This window comes from Pedobacter sp. 01N416, from assembly GCF_056399685.1.
The window spans coordinates 1-20,500 of record NZ_JBFTRT010000028.1; the positions used below are offsets into that span (position 1 = coordinate 1).

Genomic DNA, 20,500 nt, shown 5'->3' on the forward strand with positions numbered 1-20,500 from the left:
ATACAAAACCGACGATAGGGTAACCCAATTTACCAAAGCGTTGAACAGCAGCAAAAACCCAAAGATACAATTAAAGGGATTGGTGGGTTCGGCCGATGCTATTGTTGCCCTGTCTTCTTACTTTATATTACATAAACCCCTACTGTTCGTTCTACCGGATAGAGAAGAAGCTGCTTATTTTCAGTCTGACCTGGAAAGCGTTTTGGATAAACAGGTTTTATTGTTTCCTTCTTCTTACCGCAAATCATTTGATTTTACACAAGTAGATACGGCCAACGTTTTGGCCCGTGCGGAGGTTTTGAACGAACTGAATCACGATTCGGAATACGGAAAAATTGTGGTTTCTTATCCCGAAGCCATCGCCGAAAAGGTTATTGACCGCTCTGCTTTAGAAAAAAACACTTTAGAAATTAGTTTAGGCGCCAAGTTGGGCATTGATTTTATCAACGAATTTTTAATTGATTACGATTTTGATAGAAGAGATTTTGTTTACGAACCAGGCCAATTTTCTATCCGCGGCGGTATTGTAGACATATTCTCTTTTTCATCTGATTTGCCTTACCGTATTGAGTTTTTTGGTGATGAGGTAGAAAGCATCAGGAGCTTTGAAATTGAAAGTCAGCTTTCGGTTGCCGATGTTAAGTCGCTTACAATTGTGCCAAACGTTCAGGCGAAATTTTTGACCGAAAGCAATATCAGCATCCTCGATTATATCGATCAGGATACACAGCTCTGGTTTAAAGATGTTGAGTTTACCCTTGATATTATTAAAGCTGGCTATAAAAAAGCCGTTGAACTTTGGAAAGCTTTATCTATAACAGATAAAACCCAAAACCCTGAATGGATCGACCCTAAGTTTGCCTTTACAGACGAAAAATTGTTGGGTGATCATCTTCAGGATTTTCCTTTGATAGAATTTGGAAAGCAGTTTTTTTATAAAACGGATAACCGTTTTGAGTTTGAAACCAAGCCACAACCTTCATTCAATAAAGATTTCAATCTACTCATTCACAACCTTAAGGAAAATGAAAAAGCCGGCATTGTTAATTTTATTTTTACCGATTCGCCAAAACAGATCGAGCGGTTATATGCTATTTTAGAGGATATTGATAAAACGGCCAAGTTTACGCCAATTAACAGCATGCTTCGCGAGGGTTTTATAGATCCACAGATCCAGACGGCATTTTATACCGATCACCAGATTTTTGATCGTTACTATAAATACAAGCTTAAAAAAGGCTATCAGAAAAGCCAGGCCATTACTCTAAAAGATCTTCGAGAACTAAAATCCGGCGATTATGTTACCCACATCGATCATGGCATCGGCAAATATGCCGGGCTTGAAAAGGTTGAGGTAAATGGTAAAACCCAGGAGATGATCCGTTTAATTTATGCGGATAACGATCTGCTTTATGTAAACATCAACTCGTTAAACCGCATTGCCAAATACAGTGGCAAAGAGAGTGGAGTACCCAAGATGAATAAGCTGGGTACTGATGCCTGGGATAAGCTAAAAAAAACTACTAAAAAAAAAGTTAAAGATATCGCCCGGGATTTGATCAAGCTTTATGCTTTGCGCAAAACCCAGGCCGGAACGGCATTTTCGCCAGATAGCTATTTACAAACTGAACTGGAGGCTTCTTTTATTTATGAGGACACTCCCGATCAGTTAAAGGCTACCCAAGACGTGAAAAAGGATATGGAATCACCACATCCAATGGATCGTTTGGTTTGTGGTGATGTTGGTTTCGGAAAAACAGAGATTGCAGTACGTGCTGCATTTAAAGCAGTAGCAGAAGGTAAACAGGCCGCTATTTTAGTGCCTACCACAATTTTGGCTTTACAACATTTCAAAACTTTTTCGTCGCGTTTAAAAGATTTCCCGGTTACGGTTGATTACATTAACCGTTTTAAAACCAGTAAACAGATTAAAGATACCCTTGCCGAAGCCGCAGCTGGTAAGGTTGATATATTAATCGGCACACACCGTTTGCTAAGCAAGGATGTAAAGTTTAAGGATCTCGGCATCATGATTATTGATGAAGAGCAGAAATTTGGCGTTACTGCAAAAGAAAGGTTAAAAGCTGTAAGGGTAAACGTTGATACTTTAACACTTACCGCGACTCCGATCCCGAGAACACTGCATTTTTCTTTAATGGGGGCAAGAGATTTATCCATCATCAGTACGCCGCCACCAAACCGGCAACCAGTGAGTACCGAGTTACATGTTTTTAACGATAAACTGATTCAAGAGGCCGTTCAGTTCGAGTTAGACCGCGGCGGACAGGTTTTCTTTATCCATAACCGTGTAAATGATCTGATGCAATTGGGTGGATTGATCCAGAAACTGGTTCCAAAAGCGAGGATCGGTATTGCGCACGGGCAGTTAGATGGCGATCAACTCGAAGATGTAATGCTCGATTTCATTAATGGTGAAAAAGATGTTCTGGTAGCCACAACTATTATAGAAGCAGGTTTAGATATTCCAAATGCCAATACCATCATTATTAACCATGCGCACATGTTTGGTTTGAGTGATTTGCATCAGATGCGTGGCCGGGTAGGTAGGAGCAACAAAAAAGCTTTCTGTTATTTGCTTTCGCCGCCATTATCAACTTTAACTTCTGAAGCCCGGAAGCGTTTAAGCGCCATTGAAGAGTTTTCTGACTTGGGAAGCGGCTTTAACGTGGCCATGCGCGATCTGGATATCCGTGGAAGTGGTAATTTATTGGGCGCCGAACAAAGTGGTTTTATTGCCGAAATCGGGTTTGAGATGTACCACAAGATATTGGATGAAGCCATCCAGGAATTAAAAGAAGCTGAGTTTAAAGGTCTGTTCGAAAATGAACCTGCCCGTCCGTTTGTAGGCTTTACGCAGGTAGATACCGACTTGGAACTATATATCCCTGACGCATACATTACCAATATTACCGAGCGTTACAATTTATATACCGAGCTTTCTAAACTCGATAATGAAGCGGAATTAGCCATTTTTGAAAAACATTTGGCCGATCGTTTCGGTCCTGTTCCGCCACAGGTAAAAACCATGCTCAGTGTGGTACGTTTGCAATGGTTGGGCAAGAAATTGGGTTTCGAGAAAATTAGTTTTAAGAAAAATAGTTTGCGCGGATATTTCTTAAGCGATAAACAATCTACTTATTTCGATTCGAATACCTTTACCAAGATTTTAACTTTTGCGCAGAACCACCCACGTATGTGTAATTTAAAAGAAGTAAAAAATACATTAAGAATTGCTTTTGATAACATAAGTACTGTTGAAGAAGCAATTCAAACTTTAGAACTAATCGATTAACCATGGACCCAACCTTATTGCTCGATTTAGTGAAAATGCAAATGCCTTATGGAAAATACAAAGGTTACCTGATCTGCAATATCCCCGAAAGTTATTTGCTTTGGTATAAGGATAAAGGCTTCCCAAAAGGGAAATTGGGCGATTTATTGGCTACGATGTTCGAAATTCGGGTGAATGGTTTAGAGTATCTGTTAACGCCATTGAAGAATCAAAATCGGTAGTTAAGAATGATAGGTTAATGCGAACATTTATTCCGGGCTATTGTCTTCCCGAACCAAAAAGTGATGGTGGCAGGTATAGAGGAATCGTCATTCCCAACTTGATTGGGAATCGTAATGCCTTAGTAGGGTCGCAGGTTGCATATAAGATTCCCGCCTGCGCGGGAAAGACGACCGTTTTGAATAGACCTCTCCATTGCGCTGCGCTCCAGTCGAGGTGACGACTAATCTGTAAAAACCGCAGATCAAAATGGCTTTCGCAGAAAAAATCTGCGTTGATCAGCTTAATCTGCGGGAAACAAATCTATATCTCACAGCCATTCTCATCACAAACCGCATCATCATTTTTGTTTAATGAAGTCAGTGTAGTTTTAGGCTGAGCGTCTTTCCATTCCGTAAAACTTTGGGTAAGCGCATCGGTAAAAGCCTGAACAGGCTGAGCACCGGAAACACCGTACTTGCGGTCCATTACAAAATAAGGCACACCACGGATTCCTAAATTCTGGCTTTCATAAATATCATAACGAACAGCTTCAGCAAACTCATTTCCATTCAGAACTGATTCGGCCTCATCTTTATCCAAGCCAATTTCTACGGCAAGATCAACCAAAACACTCGTTTCACCGATATTTTTACTGTTTACGAAATGCGCTTCAAACAGTTTTTCTTCGGCTAAATCCTGAAGGTTATGTTTTGCCGCCAAATGTATCAAACGATGCGCGTTGAAGGTATTGGCAGGGATATTCGTATCAAAATCTATCTTCAAACCAGCATTTGCAGCCATATCCACAACCTGTTTGGTCATTTGCTTAGCTTGCTCTATTGGCATTCCCTTACTCCGCGAAAGGTAATCGTACACCGATTCGTTATTGGTATTGTGATACTCTGGATTAAGCTGATAGCTCTTCCAATCCACCTCAATTTCATTTTTGAAAGGTAATTTTTCTATCGCCTGTTCAAAATGTCTTTTCCCGATATAGCAAAACGGACACATTACGTCCGACCAAATTTCTACTTTCATAGCACAAAATTAAGGTGATTATACTTGCCTATGGTAAGGCTAAAGTAAAAAGCCACTATCGTTTAGGATAGTGGCTTTCATTTATAATTACTGTAACTACTTGTACAACTGATTAAATATCAGCTTAAAAGTGCCATGGGTTTGTGCTCGAAAAGCAATTTCTGGCCCAAAAGCAAGCAGTTTGCCTTTACCAACCTTCGCTTCAAAGGCCGTTACACCATCTTGCAGGTAAGCCTGCCCCCAGGCCCAGCCGCTGCGCAGCGGAGTGGCATTTTCGAACCACATTAAAGGTTTAATCTTTCCAGCCACAATGGCGTCGCCTGTGAGCTTAAAAACGGGGCTATTGTCAAAATATACGTCAGCTTCCTTTTCCATGCCCCAGGTTGTTGGCAAAGTTGTGTCTACACCAACATTTAAAACGCTTCCGGGAACATAATATTTTTCGGCGGGTAATCTCTTTTCCTCTCCGTTTACGATTTCGACCATTGCATTCCGAACTGGAAGATTTAAATGGTAAGCTAAATTGGTGCTACTGCCAATAGCTACAATATTCCCCCCCGCTTCCAAAAATTTCTTTAATTCAGGGATCGATTTGTCTGCAGTAATCCTTCCCAAACGGTTTCTAAACTCTTGAGGAACTTCTTCTGCCTTTGGTCCGAAAGACCTGTTTCCAAACCCTCCTCCTTGTACCGATGGGATCGCGCCACCTACAAAAACAATTACATCGTATTTAGATTTTAAGTTCCCCGCATCTATATCCTGCGGATAAATTACTGTTGCGTTATAATGGTATTGCTCCATTAAAAAGCGCACCCACCCTGAGGCCATAGAACCTCCATAGGTATCCCAAAGGGCAATTTTTCTGGGAGAGATTTTAATTTTATCTTTTGGAGCGGCAGCACTTTTCAGTTTGATGTTTGCTTTTTCCAATATTGATTTCCCTGCTGAAGAAACATAAAAATCGCCATTTTCAGTCGAACGGTAAACTTCAACTTTATTTTTCAAAAGGTCGTTCACTGCAGTATAGGAATCATTTTGTGCTGCACTTAATACATAATTTGATCCGTTAGGTACTTTATTATCCGGCTTTAATAGTTCTCCGTAAGGATTTTTCTCAAACGGCCCTGAAAAATCATCCAGAATCCGATCAAATTTCACATCCATTAAATAAGCTAAAGTCCATCCGGCAGCATCATATGGCGGAATTGGTGCGCCTCCTTCATATTTAAAATCATTTGGGTGATCTTGCGGTTCGAACATATCTAAAACATGCGGACGAAAAGCCTGATCGGTTTTTACGATATAACTTCCGGCAGGATAATTTTTTCCTGCAACGGCAAATGAAGCGGTTGCTTTTTGAACCACAACACCTGTTCTGATCAAAGCGTTTAAAAATTTAACGGCAGAATTAAAATCCGGCTGATCGGCGCTTAAAATATATCCGCGCGGATCTCTGTTTACAGGAGCCTTCATCACCGTATCAAAAGCTTTCATGCTAAGCTGACGCCGGGAGCCAAAATCATCATCACCTCCAGCAATCGGGCCACCTTTTTCACCTTTTGCCGCATTATTAATGGCTTCTATTTTTTTAGGAGAAAAAGACCAGGTATCTTTTTTACCACGCTCTATCGAATTTCTGCCCATCTGGTAAATGTTGTACAACAATTCGTCACGGTAACGTTGTGCGTAATTTAAAACGGCATAGTTTAACGATACTGAATAGTCAATCGAGTTTTTAAAGTACCATTTCCTCGGGGTAATCGGGTTTGGCGAATCGCCGTTCGGCAATAATCTCGAAGGAATTAACGGAATTTCAGAAGGTGTAGGGTTCCCGATAATTTCGGTCAGGAGCCCAATCATATTATGAAAATATGTTGTGGTTCTTAGTCCGCCATTGTACCAGGTAGAATAAACCGATCCTCCACGTTGGGTATAACCAGGTTTGTTTTCTACATTCATACGGTTGTGCATGGCTGCGCCAACGGCATCTAAACTGGTTAACAGCGTTGGGTCGAAAACATAATTGAAAGGATCGCGATAAGGTGGGCCTGCAACAACGGTTCCTGCCGGACCAGCCTGATGGTGGTTATACATAATCTGCGGAATCCATTCCACAAAAAGCTGGCGACCGATATTCTGTGTTTCTTTAAGGTTTAACATAAAGAAATCGCGGTTGTTATCGTGACCTGCGTACTTTTCGTACAAAACAGGCAAACCTGAGGTTGTTCTTTTTTTGGGGTCTTTCTCTCTCATGTACCAATTGCTCACCAATTCTTGTCCATCAGGGTTGGCATGGGTAAACAAAATGATTACGTTATCCAAAATACGCAGGGTTTCAGGGTCTTTCCTGGAGGCAAACTCATAAGCAGTTTCGATCAGCTGATGCGCACCCACCACCTCGTTGGCATGCAAGCCACCATCTATCCAAACTACTGCTTTACCTTCCTGGGCTAATGCTTTTGCCTGCTCAGGTGTAATTTCTGCATGCGCCAGCTGTTGCGAAATTTCCTTGTAACGCGCTAATTTCTTGAGGTTTTCTGGTGAAGAAACAATCAACATATATTGACTTCTGCCTTCTTCGGTTTTGCCAATATCAACTAGTTTAATGCGGTCAGAACTTGCCGCGAGTTTCTTAAAATAAGCTTCTGTTTGGGTATAATTGGCCAATTGATAATCGTCGCCGATATCAAAACCAAAATGCGATTTTGGCGTTGGCACTTCCTGCGCCAGCACCGCACAGCTATTTACCATTAAAAAAGCAATACAAAGCCTTTTAAAGTAGATTTTTATCATAATAAGGGTGTTTAGTTAGGTAATCAAATATAGTAGAGAATAAGGTCCAAAAACGGCTTGCTGTAAATTTGTTACAAGTTTTAAATCCTAATCCATACATTTGTCCTGATGTAAGTTCTTAACTTTATTTTTCATCAACCGATACAGGTTCCCGGAATACAACCGGGATTAATAGGGAATCGTGTGCAAATCACGAGCTGTCGCGCAACTGTAAATTCTGTCTTTTGTTAAAAAAGACAACGGTCTTATCATTCATGCCACTGTGCCGTTTACCGGGATGGGAAGGCGATAAGATCGGGAATAAGTCAGGAGACCTGCCTATATTGAATTGACGGTGCTTTCGCGTTATAAAGTAATTGGTCAGGTCTGATTGTACACCATAAAATTAACCATTTTATATGCTTGCTTTAAGCTTTTTGCTGATGAGTAGGCTGTGTGTGCGCTAACCTTTCCTTTTTTATTTCTAACAAAAAAACATTATAAAATATTGCTTTAAGGGCTTTTAAACGATTTATTTACTTAATCTTTAAAAGAGATGCTAACGCAAAATCTGGGCTATCCGCGAATAGGTAGCCAAAGGGAATTAAAGAAAATCTGCGAAAATTACTGGGCAGATAAAACTGGGTACAAAAATGTACTTCAGGTGGGAAAAAACATTCGCCACGAAAACTGGAACCTTCAAAAAGAAGCCGGAATTGATATCATTCCTTCGAATGACTTTTCTTTTTACGATCACGTGCTCGATCATTCTTTAACTTTTGGCGCGATCCCGAAAAGGTACAACGAAGTGATCCTGAAAAAAGGAAATTCAGAGCTTGATCTCTATTTTGCTATGGCAAGAGGTTATCAAAAAGAAGGATTGGATTTGGTAGCGATGGAAATGACCAAATGGTTCGATACCAATTACCATTATATCGTTCCTGAGTTTTACAAAGACCAGCCTTTTAAACTTTTCTCTACAAAAATTATCGATGAGTTTTACGAGGCAAAACAATTGGGCATTACCACCAAACCCGTTTTAATCGGTCCTGTTTCTTACCTTTTATTGGGAAAAGAAAAGGAAGCTGGCTTTGAAAAGATCGATCTGATCAAAAATCTCCTTCCGGTTTATATCGAGATATTATCCCGCTTGGATGCTTTGGATGTAGAATATGTTCAGTTTGATGAACCTTTTTTGACTTTAGACCTTACCGAAAAAGACAAGAAAGCTTACGAATATGCCTATAAAGAGATCAGAAAAGCTTTTCCCAGGTTAAAAATTGTTTTGGCTACTTATTTTGAGGGCTTGGGCAATAATTTAGCGCTAACTACATCACTCCCGGTAAATGTTTTACATATCGACCTGGTACGAGCTGAAGGTCAATTGACGGATGTTTTAGCTTCGTTAAAAGAAGATACCATCCTTTCGTTAGGTTTGGTAGACGGAAGAAACATCTGGAAAAATGATTTCGAGAAATCTGCTTCAATCATTAATCAAGCTGTAGAAAAAAGGGGCTTCGATAAGGTGTGGATCGCCCCATCTTGTTCCCTAATCCACTCACCGGTTGATTTAGACAATGAAACCAATGCGCAAAACCTTTCGGCCGAAATTAAACAGTGGCTGGCCTATGCGAAACAAAAAATTGCAGAGGTAGCTACCTTAAAAAAACTGATCACCAACGAAAGCCCTGCATCTACCCTGCAAAAACTTGAGGAAAATAAGATCGCGATTGCTAACCGTAAAGTTTCTAAAATCATCCACAATCCTGAAGTTAAACAACGTGTTTTAGGATTAAAAGAGCAGGATGCAGAACGTTTAAGTCCATTTTCGAGCAGAAAAATTAAACAACAGGAACTCAATCTGCCAAGTTACGCCACCACAACCATCGGGTCGTTTCCGCAAACGGCAGAAGTAAGAAGCTGGAGAGCAAAGCTTAAAAATGGAACTTTTACAGTTGAAGAATATGATGATCTTATTGCGAAAGAAACCGCAAAAGCCGTAAACTGGCAGGAAGAAATCGATCTGGATGTTTTGGTTCATGGCGAATTTGAGCGTAACGATATGGTTGAATACTTCGGTGAGCAGCTAGATGGTTTTGCTTTCTCCAAAAATGGCTGGGTACAGAGTTATGGTTCACGCTGTGTAAAACCACCGATCATTTTTGGTGATGTTTCGCGTCCGAAACCCATGACGGTAAAATGGACGGCCTATGCACAGTCGCTTACTTCGAAATATATGAAAGGTATGCTCACAGGTCCTGTAACCATCTTACAATGGTCATTTGTACGTAATGATCAACCAAGATCAGAAACCTGTACCCAAATTGCATTGGCCATCCGTGATGAGGTTTGCGACCTGGAAAATGCAGGGATAAAAATCATTCAGATTGATGAGCCTGCCATTAGAGAAGGTTTACCATTGCGCAAAGCTGATTGGCAAACTTACCTGAACTGGGCGGTTAAAGCCTTTAAAATTTCAGCGAGCGGCGTGAAAGATGATACGCAGATCCACACACACATGTGTTACTCGGAATTTAACGATATCATCCAAAACATTGCCGATATGGATGCCGACGTAATCACCATCGAAACCTCACGTTCGCAAATGGAATTATTAGACGCATTTGCCGATTTTAAATATCCAAACGAAATTGGCCCAGGTGTATACGATATTCACTCTCCAAGGGTTCCGAAGAGGGAAGAAATGGTTCAGTTGCTCAAAAAAGCAAAGGCTGTTATTCCCTCCGGGCAACTCTGGGTAAACCCTGATTGTGGTTTAAAAACCCGTGGATGGGACGAAACCAAAAAGGCACTAATAGAAATGGTTGAAGCCGCAAAAGAAATGCGTAAAGCCGAAGCGGTACTTGCGGCAGATCTTCAGGTGAATTAATTCTATTTTGCCATGGAGAAACCAATACTATTAAGTTAAGAATTCGATTGTTGTCAGTCTGAGCTTGTCGAAGACCCTTATCGTGAAATAATTAAAAAGACTGTCCTTCATCAAACTCAGGATGACATCTTTTTAGTTATTTCACCACTTAATTGCATTGCCAGAAATACTGAAAGCACATTTATTTTTGCACTTCCAGTATCCATTTCTCATACGCAAGCCTTTTACTTTGGCAATTTTCTACTAAAAATAACCAGAAAGTTGCCAAAGCTTTTTACAGCACCTATATTTAACCCATGACCCTAGAAGAAAGAATAGAAAATTCTAAAACCAGCATTTTTAAAGCCGTTTTCCCAAATACAACAAATCATTACGACACCCTTTTCGGCGGAACAGCCATGCATTTAATGGACGAAGTTGCTTTTATTACTGCAACCCGTTTTAGCCGTCAGATCATGGTTACCGTAAGCAGCGACAGGATAGATTTTAAGAAACCAATTCCGGCAGGCTCAATTGTAGAGCTTATCGGTAAGGTAAGCCACGTTGGTAATACCAGTTTAAAGGTTAATGTAGAAATTTATATCGAACAGATGTATGCCGAAGGAAGAGAATTGGCCGTTCATGGCGATTTTACTTTTGTGGCCATTGATGAAAATAAAAAGCCAGTTCAAGTGATTAAATAATCTTATAAGCTTTGGCCAAAACGATGTAAAAATCATAATGCCTAAATTTTTAAATTTGATTATGGAACAGCAACTTTCTGAAGAAGACTTAAAAAATATTGCCAAACAATTGGGTTGCCCTGAAGGCGAACACGGCATTAAAACAGGTGAAATGATGCATACCAATAATATCGGCATGACTACTTCTGCAATTGAGGCATTAAACCTTCAAAGCGATGAAACTGTTTTGGAAATCGGTCATGGTAACGGCGGGCATATTGCCCACTTATTATCGCAAGCCGAAAACCTCCATTATTTCGGTGCTGATATTTCTGCAACCATTATTGCCGAGGCTGAAAAGATCAATCAGGATTTCATAACAAAAGGGAAGGTTCACTTTCAACTAACAGATGGCATTACATTGCCATTTGAGGATGATCGTTTTGATAAAATTTTTACGGTTAATACAATCTACTTTTGGACAAATCCAAGTGAATACCTCAACGAAATTAAGCGAACACTAAAACCTGACGGCACTTTGACTATATGTTTTGCTGATAAAAATTTCATGAAAAATCTCCCGTTTACGCCCTATGGTTTTACACTTTACAATGTAGAATCCGTAAAAGAACTATTAGAAAAAGCGGGGTTTGCCATTAAAAATACGCTCAAAAAATTAGAGCAGATACAAAGTAAAACCGGTGAAAAGATAGAAAGAGCGTATTATGTTGTAATAGCTACTACTGAACATAGTCCTCGTTTGTAACGAGGATTAGCGAGAATAGCGATTGTATCGCTAATAGCATAACCACATTACAAATGTGGATCTCATTCATTCTCGTTACAAACGAGGACGATAGATAAGTCAATTTTAATACAAAATCAGATACAGATAGGCATAAACCACAGGAGCAGACAATAACAATCCATCAAAACGATCTAACAAACCTCCATGCCCCGGTAACAAACCGCCGCTATCTTTCGTATCTAAACTGCGCTTAAGCATCGATTCTACTAAATCGCCCAACGTACCAAAGCTTGCAATCAACACAGCCATACCGATCCAAACCCAAGCTGGACTTTCGGTAAACAGAAATGATAAACCAAAAGCGACCAAAACACTGGTGAACATCCCTCCGAAAAATCCTTCCCAGCTTTTCTTTGGCGAGTGGCGCTCAAATAATTTACGTTTCCCGTATTTTACACCAAAAAGGTAGGCGCCTGTATCGTTTGCCCAAAGCATTAGCAAAAATGCTAGAGGAAGATGAAAGTTATATTCGTTCCAGTTTTTCAAAAAGCCCAGAGCATGAAAAAAACAGAATGGAATGGTTACATAAACAAAGCCAACAAAAGTGTACGAGATGTTGGCGAATGGAATTTTGTTCTTTTTGTATAACTCTGTGATAAAAACTGAGAAAATTAACGGGATACAAAGCAGCAAATACTTCACATCGTATTTAAGGTAATGTAAGCCAGCGGCCATTAAAAACACTAATGAGCCAGCTGCCAAACCGATATTTCGGTTTGGCCTGATGCCAGAGTTTTTAATCAGCTTGTAAAATTCAAACAAAGCCAAAACACTTAAAACAAGATAAAATATGGTAAAAGTGTAGCTCCCCAGAAGGATAGAGCCAAGCATTACAATGGTAAAAAAGAAAGCGGTTATTGCCCTGGTTTTCATTTAAGGTAAGAGGTAAAGGGTGTAAGGTTTAAGGTCATCATCACTATTCAATTTCGTTTTCAACGATGTATTCTATGGCTTTATCGAAATCTACCTTATTCACCAAAACATTTATTTCGCCAATATTATATGCCGAGAGCTGTTTATTTATCGTTACTGCCGGAATTCCGGCTTCTGTTAATCCCTGTTTTAATACCTCGGCCGCAAAGGCATCGCTGGTGGTATATACTTTAACCCAATTTTCGCTCACGTGTTGCGCTATCTTTAAAAATTTTGAACAAAGCTATGGTAATTATTGCACTAATTAAATAGCCATACCATGGAAAACCGATCGGTTCATCAGCTTTATCAAGTGGCATATGGTGTTTTTGCATATAAAAAGCTGCACAAACCGCATAGGCGTTGTTTATAAAGTGCGCCAGCATGGCATACCAGATGCTTCCGCTATAATAATACAGGTAGCCAAAACCTGCACCCAATAACATACGTGGCACAAAACCATAAAACTGCATATGGATGGCACTGAAAATTATGGCCGATAACCAAATAGCTAGATCTGGGTTTTCAAAAGCCCTGTTTAACGATCGTTGCACACCTCCACGAAACATTAATTCTTCGCCAATTGCAGGTATTACAGCAATCATAACGAGGTTTACAATGAAATCGAAATTACTTCGTACAGTGATCAATTGAATTGTCATTTTCATTGCAATAGCTTCTTTCTCCTTCATCCACTGTTCTATCTTATGTAAAAAATCAGGCAAAACCATTTTTTGGTTCCAAATCACTGTCCATTCCATAAATGGCATACTCAGTATCATAATTGCCAGAACAAGCACAACTAATAAGAATTTTGGTTGTTTGAAAAGATAAAATTCTGTTACTTTTTTCCTTTCTGTTAAGGCCAGGGCAATTGGAGGTAAAATAAATGTTCCGATCGAACTTAATATTTGTATCACTTTAAAACCAGCAATATACTTAGTATCACCAGCTAAAAGCATGTCCAAATTACTTACTACTCCTAAGCCATACATCAGTAAAACAATGATAATAGCTAGAATCCCAAATACAAGTCCGCCCGTAACTGCGTAAAATAAAAGTAAAAGTAATTGTAAGAAAGGATTGATTTCCTCTCTGTTAGGTGTTACAAAATTCATTATTTGTACCTTTGTATGTTTTATTAATCGTTGAAGATAGAAAATGTCTGTTAAGATAGGAAATATAGATTTAGGTGAGTTCCCGTTATTACTGGCTCCAATGGAGGATGTGAGCGATCCGCCGTTCCGTTATGTATGCAAAAAAAACGGGGCTGATATGATGTACACCGAATTTATTTCTTCGGAAGGTTTGATCCGCGATGCTGCAAAAAGCAGACAAAAGCTTGATATTTTTGAATACGAAAGGCCAATTGGCATCCAGATTTTTGGTGGCGATATCGATCATATGCGTGAAGCCTCAGAAATTGCCTCTGCAGCAGGACCTGACCTGGTTGACATTAATTATGGCTGTCCGGTTAAAAACGTTGTGTGTAAAGGTGCTGGTTCTAGCCTTTTACAGGATATCGATAAAATGGTAAAAATGACCGAAGCTGTTGTTAAAGCTTCACATTTGCCGGTTACCGTTAAAACCCGCCTTGGTTGGGATGATAACACCAAAAATGTTTACGAAGTGGCCGAGCGGCTTCAGGACGTGGGTATTCAGGCACTTACCATTCACGGCAGAACAAGAGCGCAGTTATATAAAGGGGAGGCCGATTGGTCACTTATCCGGGAGATTAAACGCAATCCACGCATCAAAATACCGATTTTTGGTAACGGCGATGTAGATAGTCCTGAAAAAGCAGCGGCCTGGCGCATGGAATATGAGATAGATGGCATTATGATCGGCCGTGCCGCAATCGGTTACCCATGGATTTTCCGCGAGGTAAAACACTTTTTTAAAACAGGCGAACATCTTGCCGGACCAACTATTGAAGAACGCATTGAAGTTTGTCGAACACATTTAGATAAATCGTTAGAATGGAAAGGCCCTAAAACCGGAATCTTCGAAATGCGCCGCCATTATGCAAACTATTTTAAAGGCTTACCGGATTTTAAACCTTACCGTATGCGTTTGGTGGCCGAGCCAGATATCAACAACATTTACAGTATTTTAGAAGAAGTGGCAGAAAAATTTGCCGACTACGATGCCACTAAAGTACTGGCTTGATTTTTGAAAGGTTTTTTTATACATTCGTAAATCATCATGGTTACAGCTATTACAGACGGGGTTAAGGTTTCGGTAGAAACAGTGTACCAGCCAGAATATTCAAATCCGGCCAACGAGCATTATATGTTCGCTTATCGCGTAGAAATTTCTAATCTTTCTGATTATGCTGTTCAATTAATGCGCCGTCAGTGGTTTATTTTCGATTCGAACAGTAGCCGAAGAGAGGTAGAGGGTGAGGGTGTTGTTGGTTTACAGCCCATTATTCAACCTGGCGAAACACATGTATATGTTTCAGGCTGTAATCTAAAAACCGATATGGGCAGCATGAAAGGTGCCTACTTAATGAAACGTGATATAGATGGATCTGAATTCGAGGTTGATATTCCAGAATTTCAGTTAATCGCTCCTTATAAATTGAACTAATCCTACTAATATTAAATCTCTAGTTCAGCATGACGTGCGCGTGAGAGAAGAAGCTAAAAACCTATCAACTTAGCTTATTAAATTATATGTAGGTAGAAATCAATTTCAGCATTTTATTTTAATGTTAGCCCTGCTTTTTGTTTCAAGTCCTCGCTGCCGCTGTGGGCTTTTAATCTCTGCTTCGTCCAAAAAGCATTGATGCGTAATACAATAAATTGGCTAATGCACCAACAGCCGCTACCACATAAGTCATGGCTGCCCACCAAAGTGCATCTTTAGCCTGCGCATTTTCTTCTTGTGTTTGCATTACACCGTTATTATTTTTTAGCCAGGCCAATGCGCGGTTACTGGCATCAAATTCGACTGGTAGGGTAATGATACTAAATATGGTTACCAGCGCTAAACCTACTACACCAATTGCCAAAACAATTGGATTTCCGGTAAAGCCTATTAACAATACACCAATTAATAATACCCATTGTAAAAGATTAGATGAAATACTTACCACCGGAACCATACTGCTTCTTAAATTAAGCCAGTTATACGATTTCGCCTGTTGCACGGCATGGCCACATTCGTGGGCCGCTACAGCCGCCGCCGCTACACTTCGACTATAATATACATCTGTACTTAAATTAACAGTTTTATCTGATGGATTGTAATGATCTGTTAGTTGTCCTTCGGTACTCATCACCTTCACGTCGTATATCCCATTATCATGTAGCATTCTTTCTGCCACCTCTTTGCCCGATAAACCAGAGCTAAGTTGCATTTCGGCATACTTAGAAAACTTATTTCTAAATCGCCATTGTACAAACATGCTCAGCAATAATACCGGGATGATTAATATTAAATAAACTCCCATTTTCTTCTGTATGTTTTTCGTTTAACATATATCAAAAAGCGTTCCCATATTATTTGACTGTTAAAAAATAGTACATTTATACTATGCAAACAGCGTTTTCATATTGGGAGAAGGAGTCGTTTTTTACTTACGATACCATTGATTGTGGGTTTAAATGCTGCCATCCAACTTAAAAAAACTGCTCCGGCTTTAAAAATTGCTATACTCGAAAAGGGCTTTTTACCAACAGGCGCCAGCACCAAAAATGCGGGTTTTGCATGCTTCGGTAGCATTTCTGAACTCATTGAGCAAGAAGAATGTGCTGGCTTAAATGGTCTGGCACTCCTTATAGAAAAACGCTGGAAGGGCCTGCTTAAACTGCGCAATTTATTAGGCGATAAAACCATTGATTACCAATGTTTAGGCGGCTACGAATTATTTAAAAATGATGACATTTTTCTGGCCGACAAATGTGTATCCAAAATTGAACATTATAACCGTCTCATTAACGATGTTGTTGGCCCCAAGGCCTTTGGCCTTGCCAATAAGAAAATTACTTCCTTTGGTTTTAAAGGCATCAACACCTTAATCGAAAACCGGTACGAAGCGCAGATTGATAGCGGTAAAATGATGTTTGCTTTAATTCAATATGCACAAAAACTCGGCGTTAGCATATTTAATAATTGTACGGTTGATCAAATTCAGGAAGAAAACAAGGGTACGCAATTGCTAACCAAAAACGGAAGCTTTTTCAGTAAACGGCTAATTGTAACCACCAATGCTTTTGTAAAAGACTTATTGCCCGATGTTGATATTAGTCCTGGTCGTAGCCAGGTTTTAATTACCAAACCTATTAAAGAGCTAAAAATAGCAGGCACCTTCCACTACGATAAAGGTTATTATTACTTTAGAAATATAAATAATAGAGTTTTATTAGGTGGCGGCAGAAATATCGATTTTAAAGCCGAAGAAACCACCGAATTTGGCCAAACTGAGCCTGTTCAGCTAGCACTTGAAGATTTATTAAAAAACGTAATCCTCCCTGAATTGAATTATGAAATCGATTATCGATGGAGCGGTATTATGGCTTTTGGAAAAATTCTTGAACCACTTATAGAAGAGATTAAGCCAAATATCTTTTGTGCTACGCGGTGCAACGGCATGGGCATAGCAATTGGTTCGCAAACAGGAGAAGACGTGGCAAATCTTCTCCTAAATAAATTGTAAGTTATAATTTACTAGCCATCATTTTTATTTTATCTGTATAAATGTCCTCAGGTATAATCCATCGGTTTATTTCTTTACACCAAAAATCAAATTTTTCTCGGTTTGCGTTTCTATAATACTGATACGTAATATTATATGCCATATCTGCTTTAGATACTTCATTGCTACAAAATATTAATGCATGCAAATATGCCTGTTCGGCCTCTTCCATTTTATTTGCCTGTGTAAACGTAAAAATATCCCTCTTATATGCTTCTGCTTTTTTTGCATATTGGCTAAAGTTAGCCGTTGTTATTTCAAATGTTTTACGGATCTTTTTATTTTTATCAGTTGGATCTTCTTCTATATAACTTGGGGAACCACGTTCTGTTTCTGATAGTGCCAATACATATTTGGAAGCCATATTATACTCTTTCCAATTATTAAATATTTGAATAAACTTGATATATCGGTAATTCCTATTATTATTACCAGCATAGTTTTTATACATGGTGGGAAATTCTTCAACAATTAATTCTTTTAATCTTTCCGCTGGAATTATAGCTACTTTAACTTCTGTTGGCGTAATCCTGCTTCTCTGTTTATTAATTGCTTCAGACTTGAATGCACCACTATCAATAGTAAATGAACCATAGAGATCAAAGGTAAGACCTGCCGAATAATCCAGATAAACGTATCCATATCCGTACTTACCTGCGCCGTCGAGCGATATGGCAATCCACTTATTTTCACAATCTAATAGGCGCTTATCGAATGTTAGTCCATTTTGGCCTTTAGCACCAAGCGTGCATAACAATAGTAGGATGAATAAATATTTCATTATCAAGTCATTTATGATAAGTTCCAAAGCTTCTAACAACACCTTTTTCTCTATTTCTTTTCCTGCCCGAACCATTTCTTTTACACCGAAATTATGATCTACATGATTGGTATGTTGCGTAATAATCGGGCCTTCATCCAGGTTATCGGTAACAAAATGGGCGGTAGCACCAATAATTTTTACCCCGCGATCAAAAGCCTGGCGATAGGGGTTAGCACCTATAAAAGCCGGTAAAAAGGAATGATGGATATTAATAATTTTACCTGCATAATCTTTTACAAAATCGGCAGAAAGGATTCGCATAAATTTAGCCAACACTAAATAGTCTACCTCAAACCGGTTAATAATAGTTTTAACTTCAGCCTCAAATTCACTTTTATCTTTATTGGAATGATCTACATAAAAATAAGGTATGCCCAATTTTTCGGTAAAATCTCTCAGGCTTTCATAATTGCCTATTACACATTGTACCTTGGCCCCTAAAGTTTTGAATTGGTTTTTGATCAGTATCTCAGCTAAACAATGATACTCCTTGGTTACCAAAACGACAATCTGTTTTTCCTGTTGGGTAATTAAATTTACCTCAGCAGCATTCGGCAGGTTTTCTAAAAGTTTTTCCTTTAATTTTTCTGTATCTTTCAGGTTTCCGGTACAGGCAATGCGGGTAAAAAACGATTTATTGGCTTCGTCTACAAACTCGCGCATGGCAACAATATTCAATTGGTGTGCAGCCAGCACGCGGGTAATATTTGTAACTAAACCAACTTGATCGGGGCAGGATATGAGGACTGTTAATGCGTTCATTTATAAAATACTAATGCCCAATTATAGAAATTTTTTTCCGTTATTTTCCGTTCACAATAACTAAAATTTTTTGGTATATCTATTTTAAATCTTCATTTTTGCTAAAATTTTTATCATTATGGAGATTGCGGGTATTGCTTTACTAATCGTTATTTTAATAGTTCTGGTTATTTTATTATTGAAGAAACCGCAGGCTGCTCTTTCTATTATTTCGGTAGAAGACTTCGAAAGAACAAAAAGTGAAAATGAATCGTTAAAAATCAGCCTGGCCAAAGCCGACGAACGTGTTTCTAATTTATCTGCCGAAAAAGAGCACATTACTACGYTACTTAAACAAGAACAGCAACGCCTAATTGATGAGTTGCAGGCTGAGCGCGACCGGCTTGCCGATGCCAATCGCGAATTGGAAAGTACCAGGTCTTTTTACCTGGCCGAAAAAGAAAAACTTGCCGAACAGAAGCTAAATTTTGAGCAGTCACAAGAAAAATTAAACAAAGACTTTGAATTAATTGCCAATAAAATACTGGAGGAAAAATCGAGCAAATTTATTGAGCAGAACCGAACTAATTTGGATATCATCTTAAATCCTTTAAAAGAAAATATTAAAGCTTTTGAAGATAAAGTAGAAAAGGTTTACAAAGCAGAATCGGATGAAAGAAATACACTGAAAGGTGTAATTTCATTATTAATGGATCAAAGTAAACAGATTCAGGAAGATGCCAATAATTTAACCAAAGCTTTAAAAGGCGATAGTAAAAAGCAAGGAAATTGGGGGGAAGTGATTTTGGAAAAGGTTTTGGAACGCTCAGGTTTAGTACGCGATCAGGAATACCGCATTCAAGCCTCACATATATCCGCCGAAGGCGGTCGGTACCAGCCCGATGTAGTGATTGACCTACCAGATGATAAACACCTGGTAGTCGATGCTAAGGTATCTCTGATTGCTTATGAGCGTTCTGTATCAGCTGAGAGCGATGAAGAGCGTGAAGGCTATGTAAAACAGCATTTAGCCTCTATTAAGAACCACATCCAGGAACTATCTTCAAAAAATTACCAGGATTTATATAAAATCAATTCTCCGGATTTTGTTTTGCTGTTTGTACCGATCGAATCTTCTTTCAGCATTGCGGTTCAAAAAGATGCTGAACTTTTCAATTTTGCCTGGGACAGAAGGGTAGTAATTGTGAGTCCCTCAACATTATTGGCCACTTTACGCACCATTGCCAGCATGTGGAAACAGGAGCGCCAAAACCGGAATGTAATGGAAATTGCCCGTTTAAGCGGCAGTATGTACGATAAGTTTGTAGGCTTTATTTCAGATATGGAAAATATTGGCAAACACATCAAAAATGGGCAGGATGCTTACGATAAAGCCATTAACAAATTATCAGTGGGTTCGGGAAATTTAACAAACACTTCTGAAAAGATTAAAAAATTAGGAGCAAAGACCACCAAACAGATTGATACTAAGTATTTGGATGTTAATGAAGATTAGAATATTTACCCTTTATCAGTGAGTAGAGTAGTTATTTAAACTTAGAGCCGTCACCCTGAATTTATTTCAGGGTCTATTTTACAGAAAAGATGCTGAAATAAATTCAGCATGACGATCGCGTT

General features: G+C 39.1%; 16 protein-coding genes and 1 riboswitch. Of the genes, 9 read left to right on the forward strand and 7 right to left on the reverse strand.

Annotated features, from left to right (window positions below):
• On the forward strand, positions 1–3,313 hold a 3,313-nt coding region (mfd, locus tag AC1DND_RS02860), incomplete at its 5' end, for a transcription-repair coupling factor (protein ID WP_477578948.1).
• A gap of 2 nt (positions 3,314–3,315) precedes the next feature.
• Positions 3,316–3,534 (forward strand): DUF3820 family protein, encoded by a 219-nt coding sequence (locus tag AC1DND_RS02865; protein ID WP_477578950.1) that lies wholly within the window; start codon positions 3,316–3,318, stop codon positions 3,532–3,534.
• A 301-nt stretch (positions 3,535–3,835) separates the two neighbouring features.
• On the opposite strand, the gene AC1DND_RS02870 is transcribed toward AC1DND_RS02865, so the two are convergent.
• On the reverse strand, positions 3,836–4,552 hold the full coding sequence (locus AC1DND_RS02870; RefSeq protein WP_477578952.1) for a DsbA family oxidoreductase: 717 nt from the start codon (positions 4,550–4,552) through the stop codon (positions 3,836–3,838).
• A gap of 96 nt (positions 4,553–4,648) precedes the next feature.
• Positions 4,649–7,345 (reverse strand): M14 family metallopeptidase, encoded by a 2,697-nt coding sequence (locus tag AC1DND_RS02875; RefSeq protein WP_477578954.1) that lies wholly within the window; start codon positions 7,343–7,345, stop codon positions 4,649–4,651.
• A 128-nt stretch (positions 7,346–7,473) separates the two neighbouring features.
• Positions 7,474–7,681: riboswitch (cobalamin riboswitch) on the forward strand.
• A gap of 199 nt (positions 7,682–7,880) precedes the next feature.
• Between AC1DND_RS02875 and metE the strand changes: the two genes are divergently transcribed.
• The 3 genes from metE (at position 7,881) to AC1DND_RS02890 (ending at position 11,642) form a co-directional block, all read left to right on the forward strand.
• Complete coding sequence (gene metE / locus AC1DND_RS02880; protein ID WP_477578956.1) at positions 7,881–10,214, forward strand: 5-methyltetrahydropteroyltriglutamate--homocysteine S-methyltransferase; 2,334 nt, start codon at positions 7,881–7,883, stop codon at positions 10,212–10,214.
• 296 nt (positions 10,215–10,510) lie between these two features.
• Entirely contained in the window at positions 10,511–10,897 is a 387-nt protein-coding gene (locus AC1DND_RS02885) for an acyl-CoA thioesterase (RefSeq protein ID WP_477578957.1), read from the forward strand.
• A 61-nt stretch (positions 10,898–10,958) separates the two neighbouring features.
• Positions 10,959–11,642, forward strand: coding sequence for a class I SAM-dependent methyltransferase (locus tag AC1DND_RS02890; RefSeq protein ID WP_477578959.1), 684 nt, complete (start codon positions 10,959–10,961; stop codon positions 11,640–11,642).
• A gap of 105 nt (positions 11,643–11,747) precedes the next feature.
• Here the strand turns inward: AC1DND_RS02890 and AC1DND_RS02895 are convergent, their stop codons facing one another.
• The 3 genes from AC1DND_RS02895 to AC1DND_RS02905 are packed head-to-tail and all read right to left on the reverse strand — an operon-like array spanning position 11,748 to position 13,714.
• Positions 11,748–12,557, reverse strand: a complete 810-nt coding sequence (locus tag AC1DND_RS02895; protein WP_477578961.1) for a phosphatidate cytidylyltransferase — start codon at positions 12,555–12,557, stop codon at positions 11,748–11,750.
• A 43-nt stretch (positions 12,558–12,600) separates the two neighbouring features.
• Positions 12,601–12,807, reverse strand: coding sequence for a putative signal transducing protein (locus AC1DND_RS02900; protein WP_029274925.1), 207 nt, complete (start codon positions 12,805–12,807; stop codon positions 12,601–12,603).
• The gene (locus AC1DND_RS02905) at positions 12,788–13,714 is read right to left on the reverse strand and encodes a lysostaphin resistance A-like protein (protein ID WP_477578963.1); all 927 of its coding nucleotides are present in this window, start codon (positions 13,712–13,714) and stop codon (positions 12,788–12,790) included. Before AC1DND_RS02905 ends, AC1DND_RS02900 begins: the two co-directional genes overlap by 20 nt.
• Positions 13,715–13,757: 43 nt before the next feature.
• Here AC1DND_RS02905 and dusB point away from each other — a divergent pair, with 43 nt between their 5' ends.
• The gene (gene dusB / locus AC1DND_RS02910; RefSeq protein WP_029274927.1) at positions 13,758–14,765 is read left to right on the forward strand and encodes a tRNA dihydrouridine synthase DusB; all 1,008 of its coding nucleotides are present in this window, start codon (positions 13,758–13,760) and stop codon (positions 14,763–14,765) included.
• 36 nt (positions 14,766–14,801) lie between these two features.
• A complete protein-coding gene (gene apaG, locus AC1DND_RS02915; protein WP_029274928.1) occupies positions 14,802–15,188 on the forward strand; it encodes a Co2+/Mg2+ efflux protein ApaG in 387 nt (128 codons plus the stop codon).
• Between the two features lie 169 nt (positions 15,189–15,357).
• Here apaG and AC1DND_RS02920 read toward each other — a convergent pair whose 3' ends face one another.
• Complete coding sequence (locus AC1DND_RS02920) at positions 15,358–16,053, reverse strand: zinc metallopeptidase (protein WP_029274930.1); 696 nt, start codon at positions 16,051–16,053, stop codon at positions 15,358–15,360.
• 144 nt (positions 16,054–16,197) lie between these two features.
• Here AC1DND_RS02920 and AC1DND_RS02925 point away from each other — a divergent pair, with 144 nt between their 5' ends.
• The gene (locus AC1DND_RS02925) at positions 16,198–17,259 is read left to right on the forward strand and encodes an NAD(P)/FAD-dependent oxidoreductase (RefSeq protein ID WP_477578969.1); all 1,062 of its coding nucleotides are present in this window, start codon (positions 16,198–16,200) and stop codon (positions 17,257–17,259) included.
• A 1-nt stretch (position 17,260) separates the two neighbouring features.
• On the opposite strand, the gene purU is transcribed toward AC1DND_RS02925, so the two are convergent.
• The gene (gene purU, locus AC1DND_RS02930; RefSeq protein ID WP_477578966.1) at positions 17,261–18,883 is read right to left on the reverse strand and encodes a formyltetrahydrofolate deformylase; all 1,623 of its coding nucleotides are present in this window, start codon (positions 18,881–18,883) and stop codon (positions 17,261–17,263) included.
• 118 nt (positions 18,884–19,001) lie between these two features.
• Here purU and AC1DND_RS02935 point away from each other — a divergent pair, with 118 nt between their 5' ends.
• Positions 19,002–20,378, forward strand: coding sequence for a DNA recombination protein RmuC (locus AC1DND_RS02935; protein ID WP_477578967.1), 1,377 nt, complete (start codon positions 19,002–19,004; stop codon positions 20,376–20,378).
• Positions 20,379–20,500: the final 122 nt, after the last annotated feature.